Annotated in this window: 15 protein-coding genes and 1 other RNA gene; 5 read left to right on the top strand and 11 right to left on the bottom strand. The window is 49.0% G+C overall.

Going from position 1 to position 15,793, the window contains the following annotated elements:
* Nucleotides 1-10: 10 nt before the first annotated feature.
* The 5 genes from P6287_RS14685 to smpB all read right to left on the bottom strand — a co-directional run bounded on the left by P6287_RS14685 (nt 11) and on the right by smpB (nt 5,178).
* Nucleotides 11-1,780, bottom strand: coding sequence for an ATP-binding protein (locus P6287_RS14685; RefSeq protein ID WP_277973977.1), 1,770 nt, complete (start codon nt 1,778-1,780; stop codon nt 11-13).
* Nucleotides 1,768-2,892 carry an SIR2 family protein gene (locus P6287_RS14680; RefSeq protein ID WP_277973976.1) on the bottom strand — a complete coding sequence of 375 codons (1,125 nt, stop codon included), beginning with the start codon at nt 2,890-2,892 and terminating at the stop codon, nt 1,768-1,770. The genes P6287_RS14685 and P6287_RS14680 overlap by 13 nt, the downstream gene beginning before the upstream one ends.
* Nucleotides 2,893-4,095 (bottom strand): integrase domain-containing protein, encoded by a 1,203-nt coding sequence (locus P6287_RS14675; protein WP_277973975.1) that lies wholly within the window; start codon nt 4,093-4,095, stop codon nt 2,893-2,895. It abuts the gene before it with no gap.
* Nucleotides 4,096-4,288: 193 nt separating this feature from the next.
* Nucleotides 4,289-4,651: a transfer-messenger RNA gene (gene ssrA / locus P6287_RS14670) on the bottom strand.
* A gap of 44 nt (nt 4,652-4,695) precedes the next feature.
* A complete protein-coding gene (gene smpB, locus P6287_RS14665) occupies nt 4,696-5,178 on the bottom strand; it encodes an SsrA-binding protein SmpB (protein ID WP_007886141.1) in 483 nt (160 codons plus the stop codon).
* Nucleotides 5,179-5,337: 159 nt separating this feature from the next.
* On the opposite strand from smpB, the gene P6287_RS14660 reads away from it, so the two are divergent.
* Both P6287_RS14660 and P6287_RS14655 read left to right on the top strand, forming a co-directional pair.
* Nucleotides 5,338-5,772, top strand: a complete 435-nt coding sequence (locus tag P6287_RS14660; protein WP_008101549.1) for a type II toxin-antitoxin system RatA family toxin — start codon at nt 5,338-5,340, stop codon at nt 5,770-5,772.
* On the top strand, nt 5,765-6,055 hold the full coding sequence (locus tag P6287_RS14655) for an RnfH family protein (protein ID WP_137386307.1): 291 nt from the start codon (nt 5,765-5,767) through the stop codon (nt 6,053-6,055). Before P6287_RS14660 ends, P6287_RS14655 begins: the two co-directional genes overlap by 8 nt.
* A gap of 54 nt (nt 6,056-6,109) precedes the next feature.
* On the opposite strand, the gene bamE is transcribed toward P6287_RS14655, so the two are convergent.
* The 3 genes from bamE to nadK all read right to left on the bottom strand — a co-directional run bounded on the left by bamE (nt 6,110) and on the right by nadK (nt 9,270).
* Nucleotides 6,110-6,457: an outer membrane protein assembly factor BamE gene (bamE, locus tag P6287_RS14650; protein ID WP_101763449.1), complete on the bottom strand. Its 348-nt coding sequence runs from the start codon at nt 6,455-6,457 to the stop codon at nt 6,110-6,112.
* Nucleotides 6,458-6,644: 187 nt separating this feature from the next.
* Nucleotides 6,645-8,306, bottom strand: coding sequence for a DNA repair protein RecN (recN, locus tag P6287_RS14645; protein WP_217548991.1), 1,662 nt, complete (start codon nt 8,304-8,306; stop codon nt 6,645-6,647).
* Between the two features lie 85 nt (nt 8,307-8,391).
* Nucleotides 8,392-9,270, bottom strand: a complete 879-nt coding sequence (nadK, locus tag P6287_RS14640; protein WP_061718023.1) for an NAD(+) kinase — start codon at nt 9,268-9,270, stop codon at nt 8,392-8,394.
* Between the two features lie 122 nt (nt 9,271-9,392).
* Between nadK and grpE the strand changes: the two genes are divergently transcribed.
* Entirely contained in the window at nt 9,393-9,971 is a 579-nt protein-coding gene (gene grpE, locus P6287_RS14635; protein ID WP_277973974.1) for a nucleotide exchange factor GrpE, read from the top strand.
* A gap of 46 nt (nt 9,972-10,017) precedes the next feature.
* On the opposite strand, the gene ung is transcribed toward grpE, so the two are convergent.
* Entirely contained in the window at nt 10,018-10,695 is a 678-nt protein-coding gene (ung, locus tag P6287_RS14630; RefSeq protein WP_008101537.1) for a uracil-DNA glycosylase, read from the bottom strand.
* 265 nt (nt 10,696-10,960) lie between these two features.
* Between ung and grcA the strand changes: the two genes are divergently transcribed.
* A complete protein-coding gene (grcA, locus tag P6287_RS14625) occupies nt 10,961-11,344 on the top strand; it encodes an autonomous glycyl radical cofactor GrcA (RefSeq protein WP_008101535.1) in 384 nt (127 codons plus the stop codon).
* Between the two features lie 186 nt (nt 11,345-11,530).
* Here the strand turns inward: grcA and srmB are convergent, their stop codons facing one another.
* Nucleotides 11,531-12,859 (bottom strand): ATP-dependent RNA helicase SrmB, encoded by a 1,329-nt coding sequence (srmB, locus tag P6287_RS14620; protein WP_101763453.1) that lies wholly within the window; start codon nt 12,857-12,859, stop codon nt 11,531-11,533.
* A gap of 141 nt (nt 12,860-13,000) precedes the next feature.
* Between srmB and P6287_RS14615 the strand changes: the two genes are divergently transcribed.
* Complete coding sequence (locus tag P6287_RS14615; RefSeq protein ID WP_277973973.1) at nt 13,001-13,750, top strand: tRNA1(Val) (adenine(37)-N6)-methyltransferase; 750 nt, start codon at nt 13,001-13,003, stop codon at nt 13,748-13,750.
* On the opposite strand, the gene nadB is transcribed toward P6287_RS14615, so the two are convergent.
* Nucleotides 13,716-15,353, bottom strand: coding sequence for an L-aspartate oxidase (nadB, locus tag P6287_RS14610; RefSeq protein ID WP_101763455.1), 1,638 nt, complete (start codon nt 15,351-15,353; stop codon nt 13,716-13,718). The genes P6287_RS14615 and nadB overlap by 35 nt on opposite strands.
* Nucleotides 15,354-15,793 lie beyond the last annotated feature (440 nt).

The following is a 15,793-nucleotide window of genomic DNA, read 5'->3' as shown; positions in this document are numbered from 1 at the left end:
GTATAATTCGTCATACTCCCCATAGTTTCTCCAAGTCCAATGTTTCGCTCTGTGGAGCTTTTTCTGATTCTAATTTATCAATCTGAACTAGCAGAGGTGTATGGAAAGCTGTACCTGATATCACGCAGCCACCCGGAGGCAAGGTAGGGATCATTGAGCGCGATGCTGCATCAAGAGTGCTAAGTGTATTTTTTAGTAAAAAAAGGTCATTCTCATTCACAAGTCTGTGAATGAAGTAATTATGCAGTTGCGAAATTATGGTTGGTGATATGTCATATGGCCTCTGACTAGAAATTGTCACAAAATATCCAAACTTTCGACCTTCTTTAATTATTTCTTCAAATAGTTCTAGTCTGTAGTCTTTCCATGTTTCAGCTTCTCTGCCAGATTCCTCAGAAAGAATATTGTGAGCCTCATCGATTATTAGATGAAAGCTTTTAATGTGGTTGCTTGATGACTTGTGTTCTAGGAACGAGCATTTTGCTATCATCATAGGGATAGTCTTTTTAATTTGTTGATTGCAGTCCTTGAGGGAAATTATCAATATAGGTTTCTTTTGCATTACGGCATTTTGTATTTCAACTACTCGCGCAAGCGGTTTGCTCATTGCAGATATTTTACTGATCAATGGTGAAATGTGTTCATACTGAACATAATTTCGCGAGACGGAATTTATTAACTGGAGAGTGGCCCGTATGGAAATTTCCTCAAAAACATTATTGGTTTCGAGTTTTGCGCCGAAGAGGTTTGTTAGATGAGCTATAGCATCATCAGACTTATCAATATACTTGGCCACTGGGTGGAGGAATTTATCTTGCCCAGAGTGCCAGGTGAATTTTGATATCTCCTCGTTAATAGAGTTTTGGACCGCGGGGTCAAAGTAAATAATTAAACTTTTCAGTAGGTTAATTGTTTCCTTGTGAGGGTTAGGACCAAACATTACTCGAATCGTATTATGCAGATAGTCATTTACTTCATTGTCGAAAGTGAACTTATTTCTAATTAAATGAGTTAAGAATGGTTTTTGCGTTTTCTCTGTGGCTGAAAATAATACCGACAGAAGCTCATCGTCCCAAAATTCAGATGGTGTCAAAAATAATTTATCACCATCTTCTCTGGTAGTTAATTTGATGGAGTGAGAAATCTCAGGAAAACTCTTTGAAATTGTCTCATACTCGCCATTGAAATCAATTACTACAAATCTTGATTTATTGATTTCGTCTTTATCTTTTATTTTATCGAACAATGAAGAGTATAGCTTTGCTAAAGTATTTGACTTACCGCTCCCCGTATTTCCAAAAATACCCATATGAGAGTTGAAAACCCCATTCAGAGGTATTTGTATAGGTAGTTCCTCTAAGCTTGAAACACCAATATTTATAACTGACTTTTTTCCTTCTGTTTTGAAATTATAAATTTCACTAATTTTTTCATCTGAAATAAGGTGTAGGCTATCGTTAATTATGGGGAGATACTTTATGCCGGAGTGGAACTTCCCTTCAAAAAAATATCCGATGATATTGAGTTCAACATAGCGGTCAAACTTTTTCTGTTCAATCTCATCGCTTCTGAAGTTAATGTTTTCTATTATTTCCTCGCCGATTATTTTCCCTGCTATGTCCTGGTAACCTTTTCTCATTAATACAAATTCATTTATAGCTATGCCACGAAGTATTTTTCCATTAAAGAAATATGTAGTTTGATAAAGCTCGTGAGCTATTTTAGCCTTAACAACAGTGCCTTTTACTTGAGTTACAAATCCAACTGTTAATTCGTCCATGAGATCCAATCTCCATTATCATTTCTGAATACTCTATCAATGAATTTATCAAAGTTTATATTATGACCATCATTTTTAGGGTAGATAAAGCTGATGCGACTATCATTTACTAACGTACTAATTTGAGCTTTGCTTGCATTACTATAGCAAAATACAAAAACTCTCAAGGTAGGGTTGCTTAAAGATCTTTTTATAATTTCTAAAATGTGTTCATCTTGGAAGGAAAAACCAAAACATATTAATACAGTTTGCGGCTTTTCTAATTCGTAACTAAGAAGCCTCAGGGATTGATAGTAATGTTGCTGGAATACAGTCTCGGAGAATTTTTCTTTTGTGGGATTTACTATAGCTAAAGACTTGTAGAAACTTACAAAATTTTTTAAATCATCAGAGTCATCTTCTGAAAGGTTTAGAAATCTTTTTAGACCTTCTCCAGTTTCAAAAACTGCTTCCGCAAACTCAGAGATTGTTTTTTCACATTCCAGCTCTATCACATCAGGAGAGGTGGAAGGGTAATTGATTGTTATTTCTTCACTTTCATTTCTTTTCCATGAAACTGAACCATGCATTTTGATTAGGTTAATGCTAGGTAGCTCATGTTTATACATATCATGAGTTCCTTGATGCCAAGTGGTTAAATGAAAGTTACTTATGCTAAGTTTTCTTTTTTTGAAACCTAACGCACCATCATTAAAGTTAAATGTTTTTTTCTGGAGAATATTGTCGGCTGCGTTTTCAAAAAAAAGATCATAATTAGTTGTGAAGATATTTGCTCTTCTGATTTGAGTTGAACCTTTTTTTTCCAAAAGGAGAACCAATTCTTCTAAAAAGTCAGAGTAGCTTTTGATAGTGTCAGTATAGTTTTGCGGGAAAGGTCTTTTGGGAGTGCAAAAGGTTTTTTCAATAATGTTTGTATAATAAGAATGCAATATGAAATTTATAAAATCATCATCTTTTTTTACATCAGGATCGGTTAGTAAGTCTTCGTATGTTTTGCCATTCCTCACATGTAAGGTCGGGATATATGATGCCGAAGCTCCCGAGCCGAAGAGGAAATTAATGTTTTTGTCATATATGTTTGATGATTTACAAGGGAAGTCATTGGTGCCCATTTATATTCCTTTTTTAACATTATTAATGTAGCATCCCCACCAATCCATTAAAACAATACGTTGCTCTAAATATATTGAGCGATTGTAAGCCCGACGGATTTCATTTTTGTCTACATGAGCTAATGCAGCTTCAATCACATCAGGATTTAAACCCGCTTCATTCATAGTGGTGCTTGCTATAGCCCGAAGCCCATGAGCCACTAATTTACCTCCAAAACCTATACGCTTTAAAGCAGCATTTGCAGTTTGGCTATTCATAGGTGACTTGGGGTCGTTGCGGCTAGGAAAAATGTGCTCTCGATGAGCGCTAATTGTTTTCATCACTTCAAGGATACTTATTGCTTCCACCGATAAAGGAACAATGTGCTCACGTTTAGACTTCATTCGATTAGACGGTATCGTCCAAATCTTACTATCGAAGTTAATTTCAACCCATTGAGCGCCTGATGCCTCTGAAGGCCTGACTAATGTCAGAAGTTGCCATTCAATCAAGCAACGAGTTGACACCGTCAAATTTGAGGTATGCAGTGCCCTTAAGAGCTTAGGCAACTCTTTGGGTGTTAAGGTTGGCATATGCTGTTTCTTAGGTTTTTCAAAAGCCATGCCAATACTTGATGCTGGATTAGCATCAATTAAACCTGTGTTTACTGCATAAATCATTACTTCGTTTATACGTTGTACTAAGCGGCGGACCGTCTCAAGCGCACCTCGCGCTTTGATAGGTTCAAGAGCTTCAACTAATGTTCTGGCTTTAATTTGCTGAACTGGGATTTCGCCAACGGCTGGAAATACGTCCTTCTCTAATGAGCGCCAAATATCTTTTGCGTAATCAGGCGTGACGCTTTTGCTTTTGAGCTGGAACCAATTAGCAGCCACTGTTGAGAAAATACTATCCAGAGCAATCTGGTTCTGTTCCTCTGCAACCTCTGCCTGCACTTGTGGATCGATTCCATTGGCTAATAGGGCAAGGTAATCGGCCCTCAAGCTGCGTGCATTGGCGAGTGTAAGGGCGGGAAAGGCACCTAATCCGATCATTGTCCGTTGCTTCGTGGCGGGACGTTGATAGCGGAAGCGCCAAAGCTTCTTGCCGCTGGTTTTGATGACTAAGAAAAGCCCGTCACCATCATGCAGCGTCAAATCTTTATCATCTGCTTTAGCGCGTAGAACTTCTGTGTTGGTTAATGGGCGCGTAGTCCTTGCCATGTCTACATTTCCTGCATGAATTGGTATACGGAATTGGCATACATTCTAGCGTATACCAATTCGTATACCAATTATCACTGGATTCAGGCGGATCGTCTCGGAAGGTTACAGACACAAAAAAGCCCGCAGGGCTTGTGCCGTGCGGGCTTTCAGGACTTCTACGGATGACTCTGGAATCATCTTCGAAGGATTTTGGTGGAGCTGGCGGGAGTTGAACCCGCGTCCGAAATTACTACACCGTCGGCACTACATGCTTAGTCAGTCTTTACATTCGCCGGCCAGCTGCGGACAGACACGCCACTGACAAACTAGCCTGATTAGATTTAGTGCTTCAACCCCAGGCAAGGCATCCACACGATCTCTTTTGGGTTTGACCTCTCTTGATCCCCGTCTTAAGAGCGGAAGCTAGGGAGAGAGGGCTTCAAAGCAGGTTATTAAGCTGCTAAAGCGTAGTTTTCGTCGTTTGCGACTATTTTTTTGCGGCTTTTTACGAGGCAAACCGCCCCTCGGCATGCTCCTAAGGCTTCACAATCCCGTCGAGTCCAGAATCAGCCCCAAGAAATTTCAATACTACAGACAAGCGACGCCAAAATCCAGCGCTTAACGCTTTGAATTCTTCATAATACGCGCTTTGTCCATCTTCCATTCGCGTTCTTTCACGTCGTCACGCTTGTCGTGCTCTTTCTTACCGCGTGCCACACCGATTTTCAGTTTGGCCCAGGCATTTTTCCAGTACATCGACAGCGCAACCACGGTAAAACCTTCGCGGTTGACGCGACCGTACAGCGAATCGAGTTCGCGTTGTTTCAGCAGCAGCTTGCGGCTTCGCGTGGGATCACACACCACATGCGTCGAAGCAACCGCCAGCGGCTGGAAAGTAGAGCCGAACAGGTAAGCTTCACCATCGCGCAACAGAATGTAGCTATCGCTGATGTTAGCCTTACCGGCACGGAGTGATTTGACTTCCCATCCTTGCAACGACATACCCGCCTCGAACTCTTCTTCAATGAAGTATTCATGACGTGCGCGTTTATTGAGGGCAATAGTGGCTGAACCGGGTTTGTTAACTTTTTTCTTTGTCATAGTGCGGCGTAGTCTACATCACTCAGTTTATGGGCGCATCCCCTGTCCTGCAGGGCGGTAAAAAACACTCCATTTTAGCACAGCAAGCAAAGCCGTGAATTTTTGTTTGGTGACTGAAAATGGTATTATTCAATGGTTTTGTGATGAACAGGAACCATTATGGCCCAGATTAGCCGTTCAGCGCTGGTCCCTTATAGCGCTGAACAGATGTACCGTCTTGTGAATGACGTGGATGCTTATCCTCAGTTTCTGCCGGGCTGCACCGGCAGTCGCGTGCTGGATAACAGCGGAGATCAAATGACCGCGGCCGTTGATGTCTCGAAAGCGGGCATCAGTAAAACTTTCACCACGCGCAACACGCTGATCAGCAACCAAAGCATATTGATGCAGTTGGTTGATGGCCCGTTTCGTAAATTGACCGGCGGCTGGCATTTCACTTCATTAGGTGATGATGCCTGTAAGGTTGAGTTGAACCTCGATTTTGAGTTCACCAATATGCTGGTAGAAATGGCGTTCGGCCGCATCTTTAAAGAGCTGGCAAATAGCATGGTGCAGGCGTTCAGTCAGCGCGCAAAAGAGGTTTATCGTGCCTGATATCAGCGTGGAAGTGGTTTACGCACTGCCAGATAAGCAGTATTTGCGTGCTGTAACGCTTGAAGAAGGCGCAACTGTGGAGCAAGCGATTAAGGCTTCGGGGTTGCTGTCACTGCGTAAAGATATTGACCTGAACTCGAATAAGGTTGGGATTTATAGCCGCCCGGTAAAATTGGGTGATGCCGTCCAGGATGGTGATCGCATTGAGATCTATCGTCCGCTGATTGCCGACCCGAAAGAGTTACGGCGTCAACGCGCAGAGCGGTCAGCTGAGAAGAAATAGTCGGAATGTAAAAACGAAAAAAGGCGCTTAAGCGCCTTTTTTATTGCCGTTCACTTAGCCTTCTTTGCCTGAGAGCTTCGGCTTATTGTCGATGTTAGTCAGCGTTCCGTTGCTGTCAAAGGTCAGCGTCAGCGTTTGCTGTTTCACACCTTCATGGCCAGGTTCCTGACGGAACACGTAATACCAAACGTTGCTGCCAAACGGATCGCGCATCATCGGCGTACCGAGCGTATAGGCAACCTGCTGCTGCGTCATGCCGTTGTGAATCTTCGACACATCGTTGGCGACCAGGTAATTCCCCTGATTGATATCCGGACGATACACAACGCGCTCAAGGGTGGAACATCCAGCGGTCATCATCAACATTACTACTGCCGCGGCAGTCAGCGTTTTACAGCGCATCTATACATTCCTTTTCTGGGGCCAAACGCCTTTCAGCAGGCTATTTTTTTGCCATCAAATTCTGAACTCTGCCTGCGGCAGGCTTTATTACTCAGACGACATAACTGCCGATGATAATAAACCTTTTCGCTATTTGAAACCTCTACAGAGCAAGCATATGACCACCAGCCGGGAAAAAAGTGCGGTATCAGGCGGCTAAAAGTTCTTTAGCATTGGCCAGCGTGTTGCGCGTCACCTCGCTGCCGCCCAGCAAACGCGCCAACTCTTGCAGACGCGCGCGTTTATCCAGCGGCTGCATATGCGTTTCTGTCATCGCACCATCGGTCTCTTTGCTGACGTAAAAGTGCTGATGACCGCAGCCGGCAACCTGCGGCAGGTGCGTGACACACATAACCTGTGTTGACTCGCCCAGCTGACGCAGCATTTGACCGACAACAGCGGCGGTTGGGCCGCTGATGCCAACATCTACTTCATCGAAGATCATTGCCGGTGTTTCCATTTTCTGTGCGGTAATCACCTGAATCGCCAGAGCGATACGCGACAGCTCACCGCCGGAAGCCACTTTGCCCAGCGGCTGGAGCGGCTGGCCTGGGTTCGTCGTAACGCGGAAATCAATGCGCGTTGCGCCATCTGCGGTGAGTTGATCGGCATTGAACTCCAGCACAATGGCAAACTGGCCGTGCGGCATTGCCAGCGTGCGCATGCTTTGCGTTATCAGCTGGCTCAATTCTTGAGCGGAATGCTCACGCAGTTGATGCAGATTTTCAGCGCTGGCTAACGCGGCTTTGTGGTGAGCGACAACTTCAGACTGCAAAGTTTCCTGATCGCTCTCTTGCTGCGAAAGCAGTTCCGCTTCATCCAGCAACTGCTGATAAAGCACCGGCAAGGTTTCAGGTGCGACGTGGTGCTTACGTGCCAATGCAATCTGCCGTGACAGACGTTGCTCCAGCTCATGCAGGCGATTGGGATCGAGATCCAGACGTTCGCAGTAGTGACGCAGTTCATCGCTGGCTTCACTGAGTTGAATCGCGGCTTCCTCCAGCAGATTGAACACGCCGCTGACTTTATTATCCAGCGTCACCAGTTCGCCCAGCATGTGACGAGCGCTATAAAGAAGGCTCTGCAGGTTGGTGTCATCCCCATCGGCGAGAATTTGCAGCGCTTGCTGGCTGGTGGACAGCAACTGGCCACTGTTCGCCAGGCGTTTGTACTCTTCATCAATCTGTTCAAATTCGCCCAGCTGCGGGGCAAATTCATTGAGTTCTTTCAACTGATACTGCAGTAGCTCGCGACGGGATTCACGCTCTTGCGAAAGCTGCTGATGTTGTGCCAGCGCGCGGCAACTCTGATGCCAGCGCTGATAATGCTGGCGCATTTCAGACAGCAAATCATCGTGGGCTGCATACGCATCCAGCAGATGTTTTTGGTGATCGGATTTGAGCAGCAATTGGTGAGCATGCTGGCCGTGAATCTGAATCAGCAACTGGCCCAGTTCACGCAACTGCGACAGCGGCACCGATGTGCCGTTGATAAAGCCACGCGAACGACCATCCGCGCTAATCACACGCCGCAGCAGACACTCATTGCCCTCATCCAGCTGATTCTCCACCAGCCAGCGTTGTGCGGAAGGCGAAGCTTTGAGCTGGAAGCGGGCGCAGATATCAGCGCGGCTGGCACCCTGACGCACCATATCTGCTTCAGCGCGGCCGCCCAGACACAGGCCCAACGCATCGATGGCGATAGATTTACCTGCGCCGGTTTCACCCGTGATCGCCGTCATACCACGATGAAAATCGATCTCCAGTTCACGAACGATAGCAAAGTTACTGATGGTCAGTTGTGCCAGCATAGAATCACCTGTATGTAAAAACAGATATGGTTTTACGTACAGTATATCCTGGTTTTTTATACAGTAAAGTAGTCAGCGCTGATTTTCAGAACAATTTTTTAGACCAGCCCAACTTTGAACTTAAGGTATTAAAATAGTTGTAATTTTTAGGATGGATAAGATTGAGATGATTGGCGCTACGGCGGATCAGGACATCTTCACCTTCCTGAATTGGCAAGGCAATCTGGCTGTCGCAACTGATCTCGAGATCGCTGCGCAGGGAAGAAAAACGCAGGCGGATGGTGCTGCTGCTGTTGATGACCAGCGGACGCGCAGAAAGCGTATGCGGGAACATGGGCACCAGCGTAATCGCATCCAGCGACGGCGTCAGAATAGGGCCGCCCGCCGAAAGCGAATAGGCGGTGGAGCCGGTCGGTGTGGAGATAATCAAACCATCGGAACGCTGTGAAAAGGCAAACACCTCATCAATATAGACTTCAAATTCAATCATATGTGCAACTTTACCGGGATGCAGCACCACTTCATTAATGGCGCTACCAATGCGCGGCGAGCACGCTTCTTTGCACACCTGCGCCTCCAGCAAGAAGCGGCTCTCGACGAAGTAATCGCCCTGCAGCACATCGTCCAGCTGCTGTTGCGCATTGTCCGGATCGAGATCGGTGAGAAAACCGAGGTTGCCACGGTTGATGCCAATCACTTTGATGTCATAGCGCGCCAGCACACGGGCAGCACCAAGCATGTTGCCATCGCCACCAACCACCACAGCTAAATCAGCGCGTTGACCAATATCCGCAAGGCTGCCGGTTTGGGCATTTTTCAAATCCAGTTCGCGCGCAATCTGCTGCTCGACAATCACCTCATAACCCTTTGCCGTTAGCCAGCGCCAGAGCATTTCATGGGTGGTTAACGCAGTAGGATGGCGCGGATGGCCGACAATCCCGATGCAGTTAAAGTGTTTGTTCATTTAGCGCGAGTTCCTTATAAGCCAAAACGGCCAGGCAATGTGATGGGTTTACTTGAAACCGTCAAACTGATCCCCATAATAAGCCAACCAGCGAGATGAATGTGCAAAACGCGGAGAAATTCATGAGTAGTAAAGAACAGAACACCCCAAACGAGCAAGTCTCAGACGAAATTCAACAGGATCAGCATCACGTGGACGCAGAGACAACCGCTGAGGTGGATCCGCGTGATGAGCGTATCGCGCAACTGGAAGCCGAGTTAGCCGTGTCGCAAACCGGCGTGCGTGATGCACAGCTGCGTGCGCAGGCGGAGATCGAAAATATTCGTCGCCGTACTGAAATGGACGTGGAAAAGGCGCATAAATTTGCGCTGGAGAAATTTGCCAACGAGCTGCTGCCCGTGATCGATAGCCTGGAGCGCGCGCTGGAAGTGGCAGACAAAGAGAACGCTGAACTGGCTTCGATGATCGAAGGTATCGAGCTGACGCTGAAGTCGCTGCTGGGCGCGGTGCGTAAGTTTGGCGTGGAAGTGGTGGGCGAAACCAATGTGCCATTCAATCCAGAGATCCATCAGGCGATGTCGATGATGGAATCAGAAGATATGGCGCCAAATCACGTGCTGATGGTGATGCAGCGCGGTTACACCCTTAATGGTCGCCTGCTGCGTCCGGCGATGGTGGCAGTGACCAAAGCCAAAGGCTAATCTGTCGCTGTAATAACAACGGCCGCTTAATGCGGCCGTTTGTTTATTAAGGCAACACCGGCATCCAGTCAATCGGTGACTGGCCCGATTGACTGAGCAGCGCGTTTGCCTGCGAGAAGTGTTTACTGCCAAAAAAGCCACGATGCGCGGAGAGCGGAGAAGGGTGCGGCGCTTTCAATACATGATGACGTTGCGTATCAATGATGCTGCCTTTCTTCTGCGCATGCGAACCCCACAGCAAGAAAATTACCCCTTCGCGATGCTGATTGATGGCGCTGATGACGTTATCGGTAAAGGTTTCCCAGCCAAAGCGCGCGTGCGAATGCGCCTTACTGGCTTCCACTGTTAACACGGTGTTCAACAGCATCACGCCTTGTGTTGCCCAGCTTTCAAGAAAACCGTGCGTAGGACGCACAAAGCCAGGCATATCCTGCTCCAGCTCTTTGTACATATTCAGTAATGACGGCGGGATCGCCACGCCGGGCAGAACGGAAAAAGCCAGACCATGCGCCTGATTCGGGCCGTGATAGGGATCCTGCCCCAAAATCACCACTTTGATATCGCCCAGTTCGGTCAGCCGAAAGGCATTAAACACATCCTTCTGCGGCGGATACACCGTTACGCCGGCAGCGCGTTCATTGGCCACCGCTTTCAGCGTTTCCACGAAGTAAGGTTTCTCTTTCTCTTCAGCCAGCACGTCGTGCCAGGTCAGCTTCTCAGCCATCGTTGACTCCCTGCAAAATAGTGCGCCTAGCTTAACGTGTCGGACTCAACAGCAGAAGGATAAAAATAATTTGAATATTTACGTAAAATTTTAATTGGCGAAGTTGTTATGAATCAATTTGTTAGGTTTTCAGCGTGTAATCGTGACTGGACGAAATTGATACAGGTCAAAACGGCGCATTTCCTGCAGTGATATACCACAGCATTCCAAAACCTTATGAACCTCGCTGCCCAGTTGCGACAGCGTAAAGCCCTGGAGACCTACTATGATTACCGGTATTCAAATTACTCAGGCAAATAATCCACAGCTGTTGAACTCATTCTGGCTGCTGGACGATGATAAAGCCGAAGCGCGCTGCCTGTGCGCCAAAGGGGATTTCGCAGAAGATCAGGTTGTTGCTATCAGCGATCTCGGCGAAATCGCTTACCGTGAAATTCCACTTGAGCAGAAACCGCAGGTGCGCATCGAAGGTGGTCAGCACCTGAACGTTAACGTGCTGCGCCGCGAAACGCTGGAAGATGCCGTCAATCATCCGGAAAAATATCCGCAGTTGACCATTCGCGTATCTGGCTATGCCGTGCGCTTTAACGCGCTGACGCCAGAGCAGCAGCGTGACGTGATTACACGTACATTCACCGAAAGCCTGTAATTGCAGCGCTGACGAAAAGACACACAGCAATACAAGCCGCGCCAATGTTGATTGGCGCGGCTTTTTTTATCTGGCGAGTTTAAAAGAACGGTTCTTCAGGGCGGATGATAGCGAAAGCGCGTTTTCGCTACGCTTAAAACAAAAAAATCGCCTCAAAAGAGGCGATTAATTACAGCGAGTGCTGTTTTATTCCGCACCAGACTTTGGTGCATCGCTACCGCTTGGTTTGCGGCGTTTACCCACATTTTTGGTATCGCGATGACGTTGCTTGACGCGCGGTTTCTCTTGTTCTTTCTCTTTACGCTCTTGACGCTTCGCAAGTGCTTTTTTCGACGGTTTTCCCGTCACTTTAGCACTTGGCGCACGGCTTTCTGGACGCAGCTCATCAATCACACGCGCTTTTAACGGCTCGTTGATGTAACGGGTGATTTTGCCCAGCAGCACGTGATCGTGCGCTTCAACCAGCGAGATCGCGGTACCTTTACGGCCCGCACGCGCGGTGCGGCCGATGCGGTGCAGATAGGTATCTGCGGTGCGCGGCAAATCGTAGTTAATCACGTGCGAGATATCGTCGATGTCGATACCGCGCGCAGCAACGTCGGTGGCAATCATCACCTTTACGCGGCCATCATTCATACGCTTGATGGCTTCGTTACGGTTGACCTGCACCATTTCGCCTTCGAGGTAGCTGGTGCGGATGCCCGCTTCATGAAGCCAGGTAACCAGCTCATGCAGGCGCTCACGTTTGCGCACAAACACAATGACGCGCGTGGCATCTGGCTGTTTCAACAGGTGAATCAGCAGCTTGTTCTTATGCTCTAAATTATCGGCGCGGTAATACCATTGCTGGATTTTTTTGCGTTCGCTTTTGCTTGGGTCGGCCTCAATAAACACAGGCTCGTTGAGCAAACGCTCGGCGAAGTCTTTGATGTGATCACCTTCCAGCGTCGCCGAGAACAGCAGCGTCTGTTTGCGCCAGCGGGTTTCTGCGGCGATGGTCTCGATGTCCTGCGCAAAGCCCATATCGAGCATGCGGTCAGCTTCATCGAGAATCAGCGTTTCTACGGCGCGGCAGTCAAAGTTCTCTTCTTTGATGTACTGCAGCAAACGGCCGGTGGTCGCGACGACAATGTCCTGGTTTTCACTGAACACTTCGGCATGGTTCATATACGCCACGCCCCCGGTGATGGTGGCGATATCCAGATGCGTGTGTTTAGCCAGCTCGCGCGCGTGATCGGCAACCTGCATCGCCAGTTCGCGCGTTGGGGTGATGATCAGAATGCGTGGTGGGCCTGATTTCTTGCGCGGGAAATCGAGCAAATGCTGTAAAGCGGGCAGCAAAAACGCTGCAGTTTTCCCCGTCCCGGTTGGAGCCGAACCCAGAACGTCACGGCCTTCCAGCGCGGCAGGAATGGTCTCGGCCTGAATAACAGTAGGGCGAGTGAAGCCTTTTTCCTGCAAAGCTTGTAGCAGGCTTTCGTCGAGTTCGAGTTCGGAGAATGTGGTTACGGTCATGGTCTACCTCAGTTTGGGGCGCTGATTATAGACAGAACGAATATAATCTTCATCTGTTTGTGTAGGTATTACCGGCGCAGGTGAATTCCCATCGCCACCACGTTACACTTCCGGCAGTAAAAAATTCAATGGTAGTGAAGTATGTCTCAGGACCAGCCGCACGCGCGGCCGACGTTAAGAAAAGACGGTTTTACCTTTAAGCAATTTTTCGTGGCGCACGATCGCTGTGCGATGAAAGTCGGCACCGATGGCGTGTTAATCGGGGCCTGGGCGCCAGTAGCTGGCGCGCGTCGCATCCTCGATATTGGCTGCGGCAGTGGCTTGATTGCGCTGATGCTGGCGCAACGTACGCCCAATTCGGTAGAGATTGATGCCGTCGAACTGGAAGCCAGCGCAGCGCAGCAGGCGCAGGAAAATATGCAGGCTTCGCCGTGGGCGGATCGCATCCACGTCCACCATCAGGATATTGTCAGCTGGAGCGAACAGTGTGAAAAACGCTTCTCGCTCATCGTCAGTAATCCACCTTTTTTCGCGCCCGGTATGGCAAGCGGCAGTGTCGCGCGCGATACCGCGCGCAGCACCGCCACGCTCGACCATCTGACGCTGCTGCGTTGTGCCGCCCAGTTGATTGAAGAAGAAGGGCTATTTTGCGTGGTGCTGCCGGCTGAAGCTGGCGAAGCATTGATTTCACTGGCGCTGGCGGATGGCTGGCATTTGCGTTATCGCTACGATGTCGCCGCCTATGCGCAGCGCCCGCCGAATCGCGTGGTGTTAGGTTTTTCTCCCTCCGCCGGCGAAACCTTGCTGGAACGTCTCGCCATTCGTGATGAAGATAAAAGCTATTCAGCCGACTGGCTCAGCCTGGTGAAAGACTTTTACCTGTTCCGCTAGCTTCGGGCTGCAGGATGGTCGGTAACGCTTCATCCAGCAGATCGGGATTGTCGAGGGTAAAGTGTAACCCTCGGCTCTCCTTGCGCTCCAGCGCACAGCGCACCATCAGTTCGGCGACCTGCACCAGATTGCGCAGCTCGAGCAGATTGTTAGAGAGGCGGAAGTGCGCGTAGTACTCGTCAATCTCCTGTTGCAGCAAATTAATGCGCCGCAGTGCGCGCTCCAGACGCTTGGTAGTACGCACAATTCCCATGTAATCCCACATGAATAATCGCAGTTCATGCCAGTTATGCTGGATTACTACGCGCTCATCGGCATCATCAACGCGGCTTTCATCCCACGCGGGCAGATGTTCTACCGCCGCGATGTCCGGCAAGCGGGCGATCATATCTTCAGCCGCAGACCAACCGTAAACCAGGCACTCGAGCAGGGAGTTGGACGCCATGCGGTTTGCGCCATGTAAGCCGGTGTAACTCACTTCGCCAATCGCATACAGTCCGTCAACATCTGTACGGCCTTGCTGATCGACCATCACGCCGCCGCAAGTGTAATGCGCGGCTGGCACAATCGGAATCGGCTGTTTAGTGAGATCGAGGCCAAAGGTCAGCAATTTTTCGTAAATCATCGGGAAGTGCGCGCGCACAAAGCTTTCCGGCTGGTGGCTAATGTCGAGATACATGCAATCGACGCCCAGCCGTTTCATCTCATGGTCAATGGCGCGCGCCACAATATCGCGCGGTGCCAGCTCGGCACGCTCATCAAAGTCAGGCATAAAGCGAGTGCCGTCAGGACGCAACAGCCAGGCACCTTCACCGCGCAGCGCTTCAGTCAGCAGGAAGTTTTGCGCTTGTGGATGGAATAAACAGGTGGGATGGAATTGATTAAATTCGAGGTTCGCTACGCGGCAACCGGCGCGCCACGCCATCGCAATGCCATCGCCAGACGCTACGTCCGGATTGGTGGTGTACTGATAGACTTTCGCTGCGCCGCCGGTGGCTAACACCACGGCGCGCGCGCGGCAGGTTTCCACCTGTTCACGTTTACGGTTCCAGATCCACGCGCCAACTACGCGGCGCTTGCCGGGCAGGCCAAGCTTATCGGAAAGGATCAAATCCACCGCATTGGTGCGTTCAATAATGCGGATGTTGGGATGGCTCAGCGCCTGGCTTACCAGCGTGGTTTCCACCGCGCGGCCAGTGGCATCGGCGCTGTGCAGAATGCGGCGATGGCTGTGCCCACCTTCGCGCGTGAGGTGGTAACGCGCTTCACCCTCAGCCTGCGGCTCTTTATCGAAGGCAACGCCGTTATCAATCAGCCACTGCACGCAGTGACGCGCGTTGCTGGCGATAAAGCTCACCGTATCGCGGTCGCACAAGCCGGCACCCGCAACCAGCGTGTCTTCAACGTGTGATTCGATGCTGTCCGTTTCATCAAACACCGCCGCAATCCCGCCCTGCGCATACAGCGTTGAGCCCTCATTCACCTGCGCTTTACTCAGCACGGTAACCTGATAATGCGGCGCTAAGCGCAGCGCTAACGATAAACCTGCCGCACCGCTGCCGACGATGAGGACATCACACTGATATTCCGGGAGAGAAGTCATGATGTTTAATTTACTAAACAAAAGGTGGCTTGAGCATAAGCCGTGATGGGGGTGCTGTGAAGTATTTTGAACCAACTGCGCGGAAAAATTATTCAGCGGGTAGAGATAGTAGCGTGTATTCAGTGAGTTAACTCTGAAATTGAGCACAATGTGTTTTTTATATCAAACACTCTGAAAATTCAGGGAATAAAGGTGAAAATGACGGCGTCATAAGGTACTCTGCCAGCGATTATCGGTGCCGCAAAAGACACCACCAGCGTGGCAAGTCGCTACACTGAAAGACAATCAACAACAATGATGTCGTGGTTCCGATACGGAAAATTCTGGTCGTAGTGAACTTCGGGCCAAAGGGCCACTCTAAGCGCATGCTTGCTCAGAATAATGAGATGTGCTGGCAGTTCACTTACGCATAAAAAAGTTTTGGGGAGATATTACCTCGG

This window comes from Pantoea sp. X85 (assembly GCF_029623675.1).
GTDB classification, from domain to species: domain Bacteria; phylum Pseudomonadota; class Gammaproteobacteria; order Enterobacterales; family Enterobacteriaceae; genus Pantoea; species Pantoea leporis.
The sequence above is the reverse complement of the archived record's forward strand: the minus strand, read 5'-3'. Positions and strand labels throughout refer to the sequence as shown.

Coding starts and splice junctions, on each gene's coding strand:
- P6287_RS14615 (WP_277973973.1), top strand. CDS start 13,001: ATGTCTCAGGACCAGCCGCACGCGCGGCCGACGTTAAGAAAAGACGGT.
- ung (WP_008101537.1), bottom strand. CDS start 10,695: ATGGCTGAGAAGCTGACCTGGCACGACGTGCTGGCTGAAGAGAAAGAG.
- grcA (WP_008101535.1), top strand. CDS start 10,961: ATGATTACCGGTATTCAAATTACTCAGGCAAATAATCCACAGCTGTTG.
- srmB (WP_101763453.1), bottom strand. CDS start 12,859: ATGACCGTAACCACATTCTCCGAACTCGAACTCGACGAAAGCCTGCTA.
- recN (WP_217548991.1), bottom strand. CDS start 8,306: ATGCTGGCACAACTGACCATCAGTAACTTTGCTATCGTTCGTGAACTG.
- P6287_RS14680 (WP_277973976.1), bottom strand. CDS start 2,892: ATGGGCACCAATGACTTCCCTTGTAAATCATCAAACATATATGACAAA.
- bamE (WP_101763449.1), bottom strand. CDS start 6,457: ATGCGCTGTAAAACGCTGACTGCCGCGGCAGTAGTAATGTTGATGATG.
- P6287_RS14685 (WP_277973977.1), bottom strand. CDS start 1,780: ATGGACGAATTAACAGTTGGATTTGTAACTCAAGTAAAAGGCACTGTT.
- nadK (WP_061718023.1), bottom strand. CDS start 9,270: ATGAACAAACACTTTAACTGCATCGGGATTGTCGGCCATCCGCGCCAT.
- P6287_RS14660 (WP_008101549.1), top strand. CDS start 5,338: ATGGCCCAGATTAGCCGTTCAGCGCTGGTCCCTTATAGCGCTGAACAG.
- grpE (WP_277973974.1), top strand. CDS start 9,393: ATGAGTAGTAAAGAACAGAACACCCCAAACGAGCAAGTCTCAGACGAA.
- nadB (WP_101763455.1), bottom strand. CDS start 15,353: ATGACTTCTCTCCCGGAATATCAGTGTGATGTCCTCATCGTCGGCAGC.
- P6287_RS14675 (WP_277973975.1), bottom strand. CDS start 4,095: ATGGCAAGGACTACGCGCCCATTAACCAACACAGAAGTTCTACGCGCT.
- smpB (WP_007886141.1), bottom strand. CDS start 5,178: ATGACAAAGAAAAAAGTTAACAAACCCGGTTCAGCCACTATTGCCCTC.